The following is a 16,191-nucleotide window of genomic DNA, read 5'->3' on the forward strand; positions in this document are numbered from 1 at the left end:
CACGCAGCAGGTAGAAGGTCGCGCGACCATGCATTTTCCTGCCACACTTCGCCCGTACAGCCTCACGCCATGAAGGCCATCATCCTTGCCGCGGGTCACGGATCGCGGCTCCTGCCACTCACGCTCACCACGCCGAAATGCCTGGTCGAGGTGGGCGGTCGCGCGATCCTCGATCACCAGCTCGACGCGGTCGCCGCGGCCGGGTTCGAGGGGGCGGTGGTGGTCGGCGGCTACCGGATCGACCAGATCGCTGCGCATCTGGATGCGCGAGACGGGGGACTGCCGACCGAGCTCGTCTTCAACCCGTTCTGGGCGATCGCCAACAGCATCGGCAGCGTCTGGGCAGCGCGTGCGTATCTCGAAGCGCCGTTCGCGTTGATGAACGGCGATACGGTGTTCGAGCCGACGATCCTGCGCACCGCGCTCGGCGGCGACACGGGCGGCGTGGCGTTGCTGGTCGAGCCGCTCGACGATGCCGGGCTCGACGACATGCTGGTGGAAGCAGACGGCGACCGCGTGATCGCGGTCGGCAAGCACCTCGTCGGCCATGAGGCGACGGACCGCTCGCTGGGGCTGATCGTGTCGCACGGCAGCGCGGCCTATGCCGAGGCGTTACGCGAAGTGATCGGCGAGGAGAACGGCATCCACGCCTATCACCACGCCGTCGTCGCCCGCGTCGCGCGGGGGCCGGGCGTCCGCGCCGTCCGTATCCCGCCGGACGCGCACTGGCAGGAGATCGACCGGCCCGAGGATATCGCGCTGTGGGAAGGCGATAACCGGGCATGACCCGCCCCGGCGCGCGCGGAAAGGTCGCGTTCCTGTTTCTCGGCGAGACGCTGCTGATCCCGCATCTCTATCCGATCGTCGAGGCGCTTGCCGCGACGTCGGACGTGCCGATCGAACTCTGGGTGAGCACGTCGGTGCACGAGACGTTGCTGACGCGCTGGACGGCGCCCTTCCCGACCGTTCGCATTCGCCGCGCGCCGGGGTTTCGTGTCGTTGCGGATGACGGCAGCGGGCGTAATCCCGTGTTGCCGGCGAAGATGCCTATGCTGTTGCGGTTGCTACCCTATTTGCGGAGTGCACGCGTCGTCGTGTGTGCCGAGCAGACGAGCTTGTGGCTCCCGCGGCTGTTTCCGATGCGCGCGAAGTTCGTGAAGACCTCGCACGGGGTTGGGTCGATGAGCGCGCGCGACGACCCGCGCAGGCGCGCGGCGGCGTTGACGCTGGTGCCGAGCGAACTGGAGCGGCAGACGTACCTCGATCGCGGGTTCGCGCCGGAGAAGTTCGTCGCGACCGGCTATGTGAAGGCGGACTTCACGCATCGGACGCATACCGCGCCGCCGTTCGCGGATAGCCGACCGGTGGTGTTGTATACGCCGCACTGGCAGCAGCATCGCTCGTCGTGGTGGCGCTGGGGGGCGGAGGTGGTGCGGCGGATCGTCGCGGACGGGCGCTACAATCTGATCTTCGCGCCACACCAGCGTTTGGTCGAGAAGGCGCCGGAGGTGGCGGATCTGATGCGGGAGATCGGTGATCTGCCGCATGTGCACTGCGACATCGACGGGTTCGCGATGGTCGACGGGAGCTATACCGGGGTGGCGGACGTGTATCTCGGCGATACGTCGAGCCAGGTGATCGAGTATCTGATGCGGCCGCGGCCTTGCGTGTTTCTCAATGCGGGGGGTGCCGCGTGGGAGGGAGATCCGAACTACGCGATGTGGGTTTGCGGGGAGGTAGTTTGGGACGTTGCGGATGTTGTTGCGGCGGTGGATCGGGCGGCGCTCGTCCATCATCAATACGAAGTGATTCAGGCAGAGTTTGCCGGGCAATCGCTCGGCGCGGTTGAAGGGGGCGCGGCGCGGGCGGCGGGGGAAATCCTTCGTCTGCTGGAAGCCACGCCGGCCCCGTAAATTCTCCACCACCCCGGCGAAGGCCGGGGCCCAATTGGGGGACGTTGCCAACGAAGGACTGCGCGAGGTTACTCCGGTCATTCCAATTGGGCCCCGGCCTTCGCCGGGGTGGTGGTTCGGGGTGGTGTTTCGGGAGGGCATGCACCGCCACCTAACTCCGCCCCCTCTCGCTTTCACGACCAGATCGGGTAACGGGTGCGTCATGGTAGATTCAACCGCCCCCACGCCAGCGCTCCGAACCGTCCGGGCGAACGACACGCTGCTCTGGGGCATGACCAATGCCGAGCGGATCCGGCGGATCGGCGTCGCGCAGGGGTTGCCGGAGGACGGTGGCGAAGGCCCCGTCATCCTCGCCAACCTCGCCTACGCCTTCGATCCGGTGTGGATCGCGCATCTGAAGTCGCGACCCGGTACGGTCGTGACTCGCACCGGCGTGCCCGTCCTCGCGCATGTCCGCGACGCCGACGAGCGCGCGCGGATGACCGCGGCGATGCTCGGCGAGGCGCCGCTGGTGACCGGGCTGACGGTGATCGCCGCCGAAGCCGAGGAAGGTATTCTCAACGAGGCGCTGCGCAAGCGCGAGCGGCCGTTCGCTGAACTGCTGACCCCCGCCGCGGTGCCGGCGATCGAGCGCGCGAGCTATGTCGGCGCGTACAAGGGCGTCACCGACCTGCTGACCAAGTATCTGTGGCCGGAATGGGCGCTGGCGATCACGCGGGTCTGCGCGCGCGCGGGGATCACGCCGAACCAGGTGACCGCGCTCGGATCGGTGCTGTGCATCGTCGCGACCGTGGCGTTCTGGTATGGCTGGTTCTGGACTGGGCTCGCGACCGGGCTTTTCTTCATGGTGCTCGATACGGTCGATGGGAAGCTGGCCAGGTGCACGATCACCTCGTCGAAGCTTGGCAACGCGTGGGATCACGGCGTCGACCTGGTGCATCCGCCGTTCTGGTGGTGGGCGTGGGCGGCGGGCTGCGCGCCGTATGGGCGGCCGCTCGAGGATGGCGTGTTCTGGGCGGTGATCGGGACGATGCTGTTCGGCTACGTCGCGCAGCGGCTGATCGAGGGGGCGTTCATCGTCCGGTTCGGGATGCACATCCATGTGTGGGAGCGGTTCGACAGCTGGTTCCGGCTGATCACCGCGCGGCGGAACCCGAACATGGTGATCCTGTTCGCGGGGTTGCTGGTGACGCGACCGGACTGGGGAATCATCGGGGTCGCCGCGTGGACCGCGATCTCGCTGGTAGTGCATCTGGTGCGGCTGGTGCAGGCGATGCTGCGCAAGGCCAAGGGCGAGACGTTGGTGAGCTGGTTGGCGTAAAAATCCTCCCCCGCCAGGGGGAGGATCAGGCGATGTGCAGCGCCTTGGGCCGTCCGATCCACCACAGGCAGTAGATCGCCAGCGCGTACAGGAAGCGGCTGTAATCCCGCTTGCCCGCGCGGTGATCCGCGAACACCTTGTCGACCGCGCCGGCGCGCCAGATGCCCTGCTCGCGAACGCCGCTGTCGCGCCACAACTGCTCAGCATACGCGCCGAAATCGCCGGCGAACCACGCCGCCAGCGGCATCTGGAAGCCTTGCTTGCGGCGGTCTAGTATCCCTTCCGGCAGCCACGGAGCGATCGCCTGGCGGATTACGTGTTTCCCGACCTTGCCCTTCAGCTTCATGTCGGCGGGCATCGACAGCGCCAAGTCGACCATCCCCTGCCCCAGCATCGGTACGCGTACCTCGAGCGAATGCGCCATGCTCGCGCGGTCGACCTTGGTCAGCATCGCCCCCGGAAGGTTCAGCGCCAGATCGGCGAGCCCGAACTGCTCGAGCGTGTCGGTCGAGATCGCGTCCGCGTCGGGGAAATATTCCGCACACAGCGCGGCGATCCCGCCCTCTTCCTCGGCGATGAACTCGGCCGAGAATATCTCGCGGCGGAAAGCTTCGTTCGTGATCTGCGTCTTGGCGAAGAATCGCGCGATGCCGTTCGGGAGTGCGGCGCTGCCGGTGGTTTTCCGCCAGCGCTGCAGGACCGCGTTCGCATGACGCGACGGCAGAGTCGGCACCGCATCCAGCGCGCGTGCCAACCGCCGCAGCGGTGCCGGCAATGCCCCGATCCGGCGTTCGGTCGCGTGGCGCTTGTAGCCGAAGAACAGTTCGTCGCCGCCGTCGCCCGACAGCGCGACGTTAACCTCCTGCGCGGCGATCTGGCTGACGTACCAGGTCGGCACCGCGGAGGGATCGGCGAACGGCTCGTCATAACAATGCTGGACCTCGGGCAGCATCGCCTGCGCATCCGCGAGTTCCAGCGTGCGCGTCACGTGGTGGCAGCCGAGATGCCGCGCGATCGCCTCGGCATGCGGCGATTCGTCGAAGCGGGGGTCGGGGAAGCCGATCGTGAAGGTGCGCACCGGCCGATCCGAGACCTGCGCCATTGCCGCGACGACCGCGGAGGAGTCGACGCCGCCCGACAGGAACGCACCGACATCGACGTCGGCGACCATCTGCTTGCCGATCGTGTCGAGCCATTGGTCGCGGAACTGCTCGATCCACTCCGCCTCGGAGCGCGGCTCGGCCGGATGATACGCGGGCGTCCAGTAAGCGCGCATCGTTGGCGCGCCGCTCGCTTCGACGGTCATCACATGGCCCGGCGGCAGCGTGCGGACCTGCGCGTAGATCGAGCGCGGGGTGCGGACATGGCCGAAGCTGAAATAATCGTGGAGCGCGCGGCGGTCCACGTCGAACGCCATCCCCGGCAGCAACGTCAACGTCTTGAGCTCGGAACCGAACGCGAACCCCGCCGCCTGATCGGTATAATAGAGCGGCTTGACCCCGATCGGGTCGCGCGCGAGGATCAGGCGTCGGGCGTGCGTGTCCCACACCGCGACCGCGAACATGCCGTCGAGCTTCGCCCAGACGTCGTCGCCCCAGCGTTCGTAGCCGGCAAGGATGACCTCGGTATCGCCCGCGCTGTCGAACACCCGCCCGAGCGCCTGCAACTCGCGCCGCAATTCGCAAAAATTGTAGATCTCGCCATTGAAGACAAGTGCATAGCGGCCGTCGGGCGAATGGAACGGTTGGTGCCCGCCCTCGATATCGATGATGCTCAGCCGGCGCATCCCGAAGCCGAAATCGCCGTCGGTCATCACGCCCTGGTCGTCGGGCCCGCGGTGTAGGATCGCGTCGCACTGCGCGGTGATGAGGTGTGCAGCGACGAGGCGGGGCGAAACCGCACCGCTGCCCCGTGCGTAAAGGCCGGCAATTCCGCAGATGACGAACGATCCCTCGCATGACGGCAGCACCGCCGCCCGATCGCGCGCGGTCTAGGAGCCGCCTGCCGCTTTGTCACCTCCGCGCACCCCTTTGCCGCCGCGTAGCTTGCCGCCTCCGCGATCCCGCTCTAGGGGCCGATCCAGATGGTTCAGGACCCCGCTCCTATTCCGGGCCCGGCGGCTTCACCGGCTCGTGCCGGCACGACCGGGATTTTCCGGGCGGCAGCGCGCAACCTCGGCTGGCTGCTCGCGAGCCGCAGCGTGCTGGCGATCCTGTCGCTCTTCTATCTCGGGTTCGCGACGCGCACGCTGGGCGTGGTCGATTTCGGCCGGTTCGCGCTGATCTCGGGCGCGGCGCAGGCGCTGGCGACCTTCGTCGGCTTCCAGACGTGGCAGATCATCGTCCAATACGGCGTCGAGCCGATCCAGCACGGCGATACGCCCCGGCTCGCGCGGCTGCTGCGGTTGTCGGCGATCCTCGACCTGTGCAGCGCGCTGGTCGGTGCGGTGCTGAGCGTGGGTATCCTGTATGCCTGGAGCGACGGGTTCGGCATCCCGCCCGACCTGATGCGCGACACGCTGATGTTCGCGGTGGTGCAGTTGGTGACGATCCGCTCGACCCCGCTCGGCATCCTGCGGCTGCGCGACAAATTCTCGCTGTCCGCGCTCGCCGACAGCATGACGCCGATCATGCGCTTCATCGGCGCGGGTGCGGCGATCCTGTTCGAACCGACCATCCGCGGCTTCATGATCGCCTGGGCGGTCGCCGAGATCGTGACCGCCGCGACCTACTGGATCATGGTCGCCAAAAGCGGCGACCTGCACCTGCTTGCGCGCGGGCGTGGCAGTTGGGCGCAGATCCGCGACGAGAATCCCGGTATCGTCCGCTTTTCGCTGAGCACCAACGCCAGCGCGACGCTGGGCCTGTCGAGCAAGCAGATCCCGCTGCTGCTGGTCGGCGCGTCGATCGGCCCGGCGGCGGCCGGCGCGTTCCGGCTCGCGACGCAGCTGGCACAGGCGCTGGCGAAACTGTCGCAGATGATGTCGCGCGCCGCCTTCCCCGAGATCGTGCGCGCGGTACGGACGGCCGAGCCGACGCGCCTGCGCCGCATCCTGGTCCGGACGATGCTGGCGAGCACCGCCGCCGCGCTCGTCATCCTCGCCATCGTCGCGCTGGTCGGCGAACCGATCCTGAAGCTGGTCGGCGGCAAGTCGTTCGGTCACGCCTATCCGGTGCTGCTGTGGCTCGCCGCCGCCGGCTGTTTCGATCTCGCCACCGTCAGCCTCGACACGGTGATGACCGCGTTGCACCGCGCGGGCACGGTGTTTGCGATCCGTGCGGTTGGCGTGCTGCTGCTGTTCGTCACGGCGTTCGCGCTGATGCCGACCTATGATTCGACCGGGGTCGCCGCCGCGGTCGCGGTCGGATCGGTTGCGGTCGCGATCCTGCTCGGCTTTGCCGCCGCGCGGATGACGCGCCCCCGATAAAGGCCCCGGCAAGGACCCCGATAAGGACCGGATGCGGCGAACGGGCCGGTCGGCACGATAAAGGCGGCGTTCACGTCGACGCTGTCATCGCGTCGCCCCGCTATCGCCACTTTTCCGGGTCTTTATATACCGATGAAATACCTATCATCCCTGGGTCTGGCCGCGCTGGCCGGTCTGTTCGCGCCCGTCCAGGCACAGGCGGCGGAGACGTGCGAGGGCACGCCCGGCACCGGCAAGGCAAAGCTCGTGCTCGAGGCGACGACGCTGCACAATGCAGTCGGCGAAGTCGCCTTCACGGTGTATGCCGATGACAAGAAGCGCTTTTTGGCGAAGGGCGCGAAACTGGTGCGCGCCCGCGTGTCGGCGGCGACGCCGCGCGCCTGCTTCTGGCTGAAGCCCGGCTATTACGCGATCGCGCAGTATCACGACGAAAACAGCGATCACAATTTCAACCGCACGCTGTTCATGCCGAAGGAGGGCTTCGGCTTCTCCAACGACGCGCCGACCTCGATCGGTCTTCCTTCGTTCGAATCGGTACGGACGCCGCTGTCTGCGCCCGGAACGGTGGTGCGGATGAAGATGCGCTATCGCCGGTAAGTGAACCGACTGACGCCAAACAGAAATCTTTCTGACATAAATCTATGGCGGTTACGTGCCATGATGGGTAGTTTATATTGTGGCTGATGCGGTTTCCAATTTTCAGGCGTTTCAGGGGCACTCACTCGCGCCGCCCGTGCCGTCGCCAGTCCCGGCGCCCGTCGTCTGGCGTCCCGGCGTGAGCCCGCGCGATGCAGCGGCGAAGATCCGTACCGGCATCATCTGCAACCCCAAGAGCCATCGCAACCGCAGCAGCGTCGAGGCGACCAAGCCGTTCCTGTCGGGTACCGTGGTGGCGGTGACGCCGCGCACGCAGGCCGAACTCGCCGAAGTGCTGACCGATTTCGCGCGCCACGGGATCGAGTTGCTGGTGATCGACGGCGGCGACGGCACGATCCGCGACGTGATGACCGCCGCCGCGCGCGTCTGGACCGGCGCTGCACCGCGGGTGGCGATCGTACCGTCGGGCAAGACCAATGCGCTCGCGCTCGATCTCGGCATTCCCGACACCTGGACGCTCGACCAGGCGCTGACCGCCGCGCGCGACGGCAACGTCAAGACGCGCAGTCCGATCGAGATCGTCCGCAAGGACACCGGGTTGCGCCTCCACGGCTTCCTGTTTGGCGCAGGCGCGTTCGTCCAGGCGACCGCGCTTGCCCAGCGCACGCACCGCGCGGGCGCGTTCAACGGCGTCGCGGTCGGGCTGGCGCTATGCTGGGCGATCCTCCAGACGCTGTTCGGCGGCGCCAACAGTGCGTGGCGCGCGGGCAACCGGATGCGGATTCGCTTCCAGGGTGGCGACGTGACCGGACCGCATGCGCCCGGTGCGAACGCGGACACCGATCGGGCACGCTATATCATGCTCGCCTCGACGCTGAAGCGGATGCCGGTCGGGATCCGTCCGTTCGGCGTGCCCCGCGGCGGCATGAAGACGCTGGTGGTCGACGCGCCGCCGCGCTGGCTGGCCGCCGCGACGCCGCTGATCGTGGCGGGGTCGCCCGCCGCCTGGCTCGATCGTGCGGGCTATCACCGGATCGATGCGCCATCGCTCGAGCTGTCGATCGAGTCGGGGTTCATCCTCGATGGCGAGATCTATCCCGGCGGCGACCTGATCGTACGCGAAGGCAAGCCGCTCCGCTTCGTCGTCCCGTGATCAAGCGCAGGCCGTGACCACATTGGACGACGTCGTCCGGCGCCAGCTTCGCGCGTCGACGATTCCTGCGGTGCGCGACGTGGCAGCGCTGCTCGCCGAGCCTTGGGACGTGGTGGCGGTGCTGTTCTACGGCTCCAACCTGCGCACCGGGCTGACCGAGGGCGTGCTCGACTTCTACGTGCTGACCGCCGGGCCGCCCGAGCGCGGCATCTGGCCGACCGTCAGCTACCGCGAGTTCGCGCTGCACGGCGAGACGCTGCGCGCGAAGATCGCGACGATGCGGCTCGCGACGTTTGCGAAGGCCGCCGCGGCACGGACGCTCGACACCACCATCTGGACGCGGTTCGTGCAGCCGTCCGCGCTGGTTTGGGTACGCGACGACGCGACGTCGGAGGCAGTCGTGACCGCGATCGGTGATGCGGCGAAGTCGGCGGCGCGGTTCGCCGCCGCGCTCGGCCCCGCGAGCGGGACGGCCGACGACTATTGGCGCGCACTGTTCCGCCAGACCTATGCCGCCGAGCTGCGCGTCGAGCGCAAGGGTCGCGAGGGGCAGATCCTCGGCTTCGATCCCGATCGCTACGCTGCGCTCCTCCCGCTCGCCTGGACGGCGGACGGGATCGCATTCGCGGATAGCGCAGGCGTCCTCCAACCGACACTCACGCTCTCCCGCCGCGCGGCACTGGTGCGCGCGTGGGGCCACCGGCGGCGCGCGGGCAAGCCGCTTAACGTCGTCCGCCTGATGCGCGCCGCGTTCACCTTCGAAGGTGCCGCGCGGTACGGCGCGTGGAAGGTCGAGCGGCATACCGGGATCCCGGTGCCGTTGACGCCGTGGCGCGAAAAGCACCCTATTCTCGCGGCGCCCGGCGTGTTCTGGCGGGTCTGGCGTGCGCGCACCAACGAGGCGGCGAAACCGGCATGAACGATGGTTTCGGCGCGCTGATCCTCGCCGGCTCGCGTGGCGGCGTCGATCCGGTCGCGGCCTATGGCGGCGCATCGCACAAGGCGCTGATCGTGCTCGACGGCCAGACGCTGCTCGCGCGGGTCGCCCAGGCCCTACGCGACGCGGGCGCGACCAGGATCGCCGTTTCGGTTTCCGATGACGCGGTCCGCGCGGAGGCGTTGGCGCTCGGCCTCACCGTACTGACCGCCGCCACCGGCCCGAGCCTCAGCGTGCGCGAAGGAATCGAGGCGCTCGGCACGCCGCTGCTCGTCACCACCGCCGACCATGCGCTGCTCGAGCCTGAGTGGATCACGCGCTTTCTCGCCGACGCCCCCCCGGAGGCCGACGTTGCCGCGCTGCTCGCCCGTCAGGACGTGATCGAGGCCGCCGCGCCGGGCACGCGCCGCACCTATCTGCGCTTTGCCGATGGCGCATGGTCGGGGTGCAACCTGTTCCACTTCGCCACCCCCCGCTCGGTCGCCGCGCTCGACCTGTGGGCGCAGGTCGAGGCGGATCGCAAGCGACCTTGGCGGATCGTCCGGCGGCTCGGGATCGGCACATTGTTGCGCTATCTGTCGGGCCGGCTGACGCTGGTCGCGGCGATCGCGCACCTCGGCCGGCTCGCGGACCTCAACGCCGCCGCAGTGTCGACGCCGTTCGGCCTCGCCGCCGTCGACGTCGACAAACCCGCCGATCTCGACTTGGTCCGAGCGCTGACCGCGGGCCGATAAACGCCCCGCCCTTAGCCTCACCAAATACCCGTCATCCCAGCGGAAGCTGGGATCTCCCCGTGAGACCTTCGTCGCGTGCCACGCGGAAGACTCCAGCTTCCGCTGGGGTGACGGGATTTAGGCCTCTCCCGTAAAATCAAAACCACGAAGAAATTGCCCGGCGTTATCGTTCGCCCCTGTCCCCAAACCCTGCCTTGGTGCAAAGCGCTGCCATGCAAACGTCAGCCCCCGCAATCGCGCCCCACCCCGCCCCGCACGCCACCGCCACCCCGTCGATCGGCATCTACGGCAGCGCCGGCCGCATGGGTCGTGCGATCGTCGATGCGATCGAGGCGGCGGGTGCGACGCTCGCCGGCGGGGTCGACGCGCGCGAGGATCCCAATGAACTTGCCCGGACCGCGGACGTGCTGGTCGATTTCTCGACGCCCTCCGCGGTCGAGGCGCATCTTGCCGCCGCCCGCGCGGCCGGCACCGCGATCGTGATCGGCACCACCGGCCTGTCGCCGCAGCACCAGTCGATGATCGACGCCGCCGCGCAGGACATCGCCATCCTCCAGACCGGTAACACCTCGCTCGGCGTCACGCTGCTCGGCATCCTGGTGCGCGAGGCCGCCGCGCGGCTCGGCTCCGACTGGGACGTCGAGATCGTCGAGATGCACCACAAGCACAAGGTCGACGCGCCTTCGGGCACCGCGCTATTGCTCGGCGAAGCGGCCGCCAAGGGTCGCGGCACCACGCTCGCCGAACTCCGCGTCGACAGCCGTGCAGGGCTGGTCGGCGCGCGCACCGAGGGCACGATCGGGTTCGCCTCCTTGCGCGGCGGGTCGGTGATCGGCGACCACAGCGTGATATTCGCGGGCGAAGGCGAAAGGATCGAGCTCAACCACCGCGGCGATGATCGCTCGATCTTCGCGCGCGGCGCGGTCCGCGCGGCGATCTGGCTCGCCGGCCAGCCCGCCGGCCGCTACCGGATGGGCGACGTGCTCGGGCTGTAGGACGGTGAAGAAGGCCGACGTCATCGAGTTCTACGCGCGTCTGGCCGAAGCCGATCCGCATCCCGAGACCGAGCTCGAATTCGTCAATCCCTACACGCTGGTGGTCGCCGTCGCGCTGTCGGCGCAGGCCACCGACGTCGGCGTCAACAAGGCCACGCGCGCCCTTTTCCGCGAGGTAGACACGCCCGCCAAGATGGTCGCGCTCGGGCTCGACGAGCTGAAGCGCCACATCAAGACGATCGGCCTGTTCAACACCAAGGCGAAGAACGTCATCGCGCTCTCGCAGATGCTGATCGACGATTTCGGCGGCGAAGTGCCCAACGATCGCGACTCGCTCGAACGCCTGCCGGGCGTCGGGCGAAAAACCGCCAACGTGGTGATGAACGTCGCGTTCGGCGCGGAGACGTTCGCGGTCGACACGCACATCTTCCGCGTCGGCAACCGCACCGGGCTCGCGCGCGGCAAGACCCCGCTCGCGGTCGAACTCAAGCTCGACAAGGCCACGCCGCAGCCCTTCCGCCTCCACGCGCATCACTGGCTGATCCTGCACGGCCGATACGTCTGCAAGGCCCGCACGCCCGAATGCTGGCGCTGCATCGTCAGCGATCTCTGTGCGTTCAAACCCAAGACGCCGCCGCCGAAGGTCAGGTCCGCTGCGGTCTCGGCCCGTTCCAGCCCGTGAAGTAACGACGCACCGACACGAAAACGTCTGGCGCACCCCGATCCGCTTTGCTAGGCGGTCGCTTCAGGCACCCGTAGCTCAGCTGGATAGAGCGCTGCCCTCCGAAGGCAGAGGCCACTGGTTCGAATCCAGTCGGGTGCACCACAGTCGGGGCCATATCGGCCGACCGCTCCTGCTCCACCTCCGCCTCCATCAGCTCGCGTGCTATCAGTGCTGGTCGGTCTTGCCGCCGATCGTCTCCAGCACGGCGATGGCGTCTGCGGGCAGGAGCAGTTCGGCCGCGGCGAGGTTTTCGTGGAGGTGGCCGGTCGACGACGTGCCGGGGATCAGCAGGATGTTGGGCGCGCGCTGCAACAGCCAGGCGAGTGCGACCTGCATCGGGGTCGCGCCGACCGTCTGCGCAACCTGCGTCAGCGCGGTCGATTGCAGCGGCGAGAAGCCGCCGAGCGGGAAGAACGGGACATAGGCGATGCCCGCCTTGGCGAGTTCGTCGATCAGCGCGTCGTCGTCGCGGTGCGCGAGGTTGTACTGGTTCTGGACGCAGACGATGTCGGTGATCGATCGCGCCTCGCGGACTTGGCGCGCGGTCGCGTTGCTGAGGCCGATATGGCGGATCAGCCCGTCGCGCTTGAGGTCGACCAGCGTGGCGAGTTGCGCCGCGATCGGGCCCTCGGCAGGGCCATGCGCATCGAACATCAATCGGAGATTGACGATCTCGAGCGTCTCCACGCCGAGGTTGCGGAGATTGTCGTGGACCGCGCCGGTCAGGTCGGCGGGAGAAAAGGCGGGATCCCAGGACCCGTCGTGCCCGCGCCGCGCGCCGATCTTGGTGACGATCACCAGGTCGTCGGCATAGGGATGCAGCGCCTCGCGGATCAGCCGGTTGGTGACATGGGGGCCGTAGAAATCGCTCGTGTCGATATGGTCGACACCGGCCGCGATTGCTGCGCGCAGCACGGCAAGCGCGGCGTCATGGTCCTTGGGCGGCCCGAACACACCCGGCCCGGCAAGCTGCATCGCGCCATAGCCGAGGCGCTTCACGGTACGATCGCCGAGTGAATAGGTGCCGGCGCTGGTGATCTCGGTCATGGTCGCTCTCCTCGATGTGTCGGCCCGTTATGAACGCTCGCGCTTGTCGCGATAATGGGACAGTATCGGCACAGGCTGTTCGAAGGCGCGCACAATGGCAGATATCGGCGACCTGAACGCGTTCGTCGCAGTCGCCCGTGCTGGCGGCTTTCGCGACGGCGCCCGGGCGAGCGGCGGCAGCGCGTCGGGGCTCAGCGAAGCGGTGCGGCGGCTCGAGGCGAGGCTCGGCGTGCGGCTGCTCAACCGCACCACGCGGAGCGTCGCGCCGACCGAAGCCGGGGCGCGACTGCTGGACCGGCTCGGCCCGGCATTGGCCGAGGTCGACGCCGCGCTCGACGTGGTCAATGGCTACCGCGATCGGCCGGCGGGTCCGCTGCGCCTCAACGTGCCCGTCAGCGCCGCGCGAATGGTGTTGCCGGGAATCGTGCCGGCGTTCCTGGCCGCCTATCCCGACATCCGCCTCGAGGTGATCGCCGACGACAGCTTCGTCGACGTGCTCGCGGCAGGCTGCGACGCCGGCATCCGGTTCGACGAGCGGCTCGAACAGGACATGATCGCGGTGCCGATCGGTCCCCGCGAACAGCGTTTCGCGACGGCCGCAGCGCCCGGCTATCTCGATCGATGCGGTCACCCCGCGCATCCCCGCGACCTGCTCGACCATGCCTGCCTGCGCGGCCAGTTCGCGAGCGGGGCGATGGACGCGTGGGAATTCGAACGCGCGGGCGAGATCGTCAAGGTCGAGCCCAACGGGCCGCTGATCGTCCGGATCGGCACCGCGACCGATCTCGCGGTCGACGCGGCGCTGGCGGGGACCGGCATCATCCACCTGTTCGAGGACTGGTTGCGTCCCCATCTCGACAGCGGTGCGCTGGTGCCCGTGCTGGAGCCGTGGTGGCAGCGCTTTCCCGGCATGTTCCTCTATTATCCCGGCCGCCGCTATCTGCCGGCGCCGCTGCGTGCGTTCGTCGATTTCGTCGGCGCCCGCCGGGCAGCGGGATGATAGTCCGGGTCGGAGGTCGCGCGCAGGCCGTTGCGAGCAACAGCTTTTCTCGAACCATGCCAGACACTTTGCCGCCAGCTGTGGCGCAAATACCACACGCCTGAAACATGCCGAACACACGCCGCGCATAGGAGCGACCGATGAGCTCAATTTCCGTTCCCGATTCGGCGAAACCCGTATTGCTGGTGGTCGACGACGATCACATGATCCGCACGCTGCTCGCGCAGAGCCTCGGCATGCACGGCTATCAGGTCGAGACCGCGACCAACGCGCAGGAGATGGACGGCGTGCTCGCGCGGCGTCCGGTCTCGCTGATCCTGCTCGACATCATGATGCCCGGCGAGGATGGCCTGTCGGTATGCCGCCGGCTGGCGCGGGCCGGCGCACCGCCGGTGGTGATGCTGAGCGCGCTGGGCGACGAACCCGACCGCATCCTTGGGCTGGAGATTGGCGCGAGCCATTATCTGTCGAAGCCGTGCAGCCCGCGCGAGATCCTCGCCACGGTCCGTGCCGCGTTGCGCGCGCGCGAGATCCAGGATGCGGGTGAGAGCCGGTCGTTCGGCTTTCTCGGCTGGCGGGTCGATTTCGCCGCGCACGAGCTGATCGATCCCGAGGGCACGCTGATCGACCTGACCGACGGCGAGTTCGCGGTGCTGCGGGCGTTCGTCGAGCGGCCGCGGCGGGTGCTGGCGCGCGATGCGTTGCTGGAGGCGGCGCGCGGGCCGGATACCGACGCGTTCGACCGCGCGATCGACGTCCAGGTCAGCCGGTTGCGGCGCAAGCTGCGATCGCGCGGCGACGAGATCATCCGGACGATCCGCAACGAGGGCTATTTCTTCGTACCCCGCGTCGTGCGGCAATGATCGGTGGCGGGACGGATATCGGGACGGATGCCATAACGACCGGCGCGGCGGGCGCCGTAACGACCGGCCCGGCGGTCGAGGGAACGGCCGGCGCGGCGATCGGCCGGCAGCGATCCTTGCCGCTGTTCGTGCGGATCTTTGCGCTGATGCTGACGACGGTGCTGCTCGTCCAGGTGCTGAACTTCGCGGTCGTGCTGTTCATTCCGCCGCCGATGCCGGTCATCTTCACGACCACGCGGGTCGCCGCCGTCGCACGAACGGGGCGCGATCCGGCCAGGCTGCTGTCGATTAGCATGACGAACGGCCCGCCGAGCCCGACCGACAATCCGCGCGATCGCCATCTGGCCGAGTCGATCGCCACCGACCTCGGCTTGCCGTCCGCCAAGGTCACCGTCGAGACCGAGCGCTCGGCGATGCCGATGTTCGCCGGCGCGCTGCGTCCACCGATACCGATGGGCATGGGGCGCCCGCCACGGCGACCGCCGGCGTTCGACAATGCGCTGTTCGGCCCGTTCGTCGTCTCGATCGAGATGCCGAACGGGAAATGGCGGGTGATCCGGCCCGGCCACGGCACTATCGGGCCGTGGCGGATGCGGATCATCCTGTGGTTCCTCGTCGCGATGGCAGTCGCCGCGCCGATCGCCTGGGCGCTCGCCCGCCGCGTCGCCAAGCCGATCCGGTTGTTCGCCGCCGCCGCCGAGCGACTGGGACGCGATCCGCGCACGGAACCGCTGCCGCTGTCGGGGCCGTTCGAGATCGCCGAGGCCGCCGCCGCGTTCAACCTGATGCAGGAGCGGCTCAACCGCTATGTCGAGGATCGCACGACGCTGATCGCCGCGGTCGCGCACGACCTGCGCACGCCGTTGATGCGGCTGTCGCTGCGGCTCGAAAAGGCGCCGGAGGACATCCGTGCCTCCAGCGAGACCGATATCCAGGAGATGAGCCAGCGGATCGGATCGGCGATGGCGTTCGTCCGCGACATGACCCGCCACGTCCGCCGCCAGAAGCTCGATCTGCGGTCGCTGGCGGAAAGCGTGACCGACGATTTCGCCGACCAGGGCGATGCGGTCGTGCTGGAGCCGGGCGCGGCCTTGACGATCGAGGGCGATGCGCCGTCGTTGAAGGCGCTGCTCGCCAATCTGGTCGGCAACGCGGTCAAATATGCGGGCCACGCCGACGTGCGCATCGTGCGCGGGGCGGGCGTCGCGATCATCGAGGTGTCCGACACCGGGCCGGGGCTGGCACAGCCCGATCTCGACCGTGCGTTCGAGCCGTTCTTCCGCGCCGAACAGTCGCGCAACCGCGATACCGGCGGCAGCGGCCTCGGCCTCGCCAGCGTCCGCGCCGTCGCCCGCGGCCATGGCGGCGAGGCGACGATCGAGAACCGGCCGGACGGCGGGCTGCTGGCACACGTGACGTTGCCGGTCTGATCCGGGTCTGATCCAAGGCAGTCAATATCGCGGCCGCGTTCAATCCTCCC

General features: G+C 68.5%; 15 protein-coding genes and 1 tRNA gene. 14 read left to right on the forward strand and 2 right to left on the reverse strand.

Annotation, left to right across the window (positions count from 1 at the left end):
- Nucleotides 1-69: 69 nt before the first annotated feature.
- The 3 genes from VH567_RS04095 to VH567_RS04105 all read left to right on the forward strand — a co-directional run bounded on the left by VH567_RS04095 (nt 70) and on the right by VH567_RS04105 (nt 3,234).
- The gene (locus tag VH567_RS04095; RefSeq protein WP_423323372.1) at nt 70-786 is read left to right on the forward strand and encodes an NTP transferase domain-containing protein; all 717 of its coding nucleotides are present in this window, start codon (nt 70-72) and stop codon (nt 784-786) included.
- Nucleotides 783-1,913 (forward strand): hypothetical protein, encoded by a 1,131-nt coding sequence (locus VH567_RS04100; RefSeq protein ID WP_423323374.1) that lies wholly within the window; start codon nt 783-785, stop codon nt 1,911-1,913. Before VH567_RS04095 ends, VH567_RS04100 begins: the two co-directional genes overlap by 4 nt.
- Before the next feature lie 202 nt (nt 1,914-2,115).
- Complete coding sequence (locus VH567_RS04105) at nt 2,116-3,234, forward strand: CDP-alcohol phosphatidyltransferase family protein (RefSeq protein WP_423323376.1); 1,119 nt, start codon at nt 2,116-2,118, stop codon at nt 3,232-3,234.
- Between the two features lie 25 nt (nt 3,235-3,259).
- On the opposite strand, the gene asnB is transcribed toward VH567_RS04105, so the two are convergent.
- Complete coding sequence (gene asnB / locus VH567_RS04110; RefSeq protein ID WP_423323378.1) at nt 3,260-5,203, reverse strand: asparagine synthase (glutamine-hydrolyzing); 1,944 nt, start codon at nt 5,201-5,203, stop codon at nt 3,260-3,262.
- A 114-nt stretch (nt 5,204-5,317) separates the two neighbouring features.
- Between asnB and VH567_RS04115 the strand changes: the two genes are divergently transcribed.
- The 8 genes from VH567_RS04115 to VH567_RS04150 all read left to right on the forward strand — a co-directional run bounded on the left by VH567_RS04115 (nt 5,318) and on the right by VH567_RS04150 (nt 11,903).
- Nucleotides 5,318-6,661, forward strand: coding sequence for a lipopolysaccharide biosynthesis protein (locus tag VH567_RS04115; protein WP_423323380.1), 1,344 nt, complete (start codon nt 5,318-5,320; stop codon nt 6,659-6,661).
- Between the two features lie 132 nt (nt 6,662-6,793).
- Nucleotides 6,794-7,258 (forward strand): DUF2141 domain-containing protein, encoded by a 465-nt coding sequence (locus VH567_RS04120; RefSeq protein ID WP_423323382.1) that lies wholly within the window; start codon nt 6,794-6,796, stop codon nt 7,256-7,258.
- Between the two features lie 178 nt (nt 7,259-7,436).
- Nucleotides 7,437-8,411, forward strand: coding sequence for a diacylglycerol/lipid kinase family protein (locus tag VH567_RS04125; RefSeq protein ID WP_423323384.1), 975 nt, complete (start codon nt 7,437-7,439; stop codon nt 8,409-8,411).
- A gap of 13 nt (nt 8,412-8,424) precedes the next feature.
- On the forward strand, nt 8,425-9,330 hold the full coding sequence (locus tag VH567_RS04130; RefSeq protein ID WP_423323385.1) for a hypothetical protein: 906 nt from the start codon (nt 8,425-8,427) through the stop codon (nt 9,328-9,330).
- A complete protein-coding gene (locus VH567_RS04135) occupies nt 9,327-10,082 on the forward strand; it encodes a nucleotidyltransferase family protein (RefSeq protein WP_423323387.1) in 756 nt (251 codons plus the stop codon). The genes VH567_RS04130 and VH567_RS04135 overlap by 4 nt, the downstream gene beginning before the upstream one ends.
- 212 nt (nt 10,083-10,294) lie before the next feature.
- Nucleotides 10,295-11,077: a 4-hydroxy-tetrahydrodipicolinate reductase gene (gene dapB, locus VH567_RS04140; protein ID WP_423323389.1), complete on the forward strand. Its 783-nt coding sequence runs from the start codon at nt 10,295-10,297 to the stop codon at nt 11,075-11,077.
- A gap of 4 nt (nt 11,078-11,081) precedes the next feature.
- On the forward strand, nt 11,082-11,759 hold the full coding sequence (gene nth, locus VH567_RS04145) for an endonuclease III (RefSeq protein WP_423323391.1): 678 nt from the start codon (nt 11,082-11,084) through the stop codon (nt 11,757-11,759).
- A gap of 67 nt (nt 11,760-11,826) precedes the next feature.
- Nucleotides 11,827-11,903, forward strand: a tRNA-Arg gene (locus VH567_RS04150).
- A gap of 63 nt (nt 11,904-11,966) precedes the next feature.
- On the opposite strand, the gene VH567_RS04155 is transcribed toward VH567_RS04150, so the two are convergent.
- A complete protein-coding gene (locus VH567_RS04155) occupies nt 11,967-12,848 on the reverse strand; it encodes an aldo/keto reductase family oxidoreductase (protein ID WP_423323393.1) in 882 nt (293 codons plus the stop codon).
- Nucleotides 12,849-12,942: 94 nt separating this feature from the next.
- Between VH567_RS04155 and VH567_RS04160 the strand changes: the two genes are divergently transcribed.
- From VH567_RS04160 to VH567_RS04170, 3 genes are all read left to right on the forward strand, one after another.
- The gene (locus VH567_RS04160; protein WP_423323395.1) at nt 12,943-13,848 is read left to right on the forward strand and encodes a LysR family transcriptional regulator; all 906 of its coding nucleotides are present in this window, start codon (nt 12,943-12,945) and stop codon (nt 13,846-13,848) included.
- 140 nt (nt 13,849-13,988) lie between these two features.
- The gene (locus VH567_RS04165; protein WP_423323397.1) at nt 13,989-14,711 is read left to right on the forward strand and encodes a response regulator; all 723 of its coding nucleotides are present in this window, start codon (nt 13,989-13,991) and stop codon (nt 14,709-14,711) included.
- On the forward strand, nt 14,708-16,141 hold the full coding sequence (locus VH567_RS04170; RefSeq protein WP_423323399.1) for a sensor histidine kinase: 1,434 nt from the start codon (nt 14,708-14,710) through the stop codon (nt 16,139-16,141). The genes VH567_RS04165 and VH567_RS04170 overlap by 4 nt, the downstream gene beginning before the upstream one ends.
- Nucleotides 16,142-16,191: the final 50 nt, after the last annotated feature.

Origin of the sequence: Sphingomonas sp. 4RDLI-65 (genome assembly GCF_049472435.1) — a bacterium.
Lineage (GTDB): Bacteria > Pseudomonadota > Alphaproteobacteria > Sphingomonadales > Sphingomonadaceae > Sphingomonas.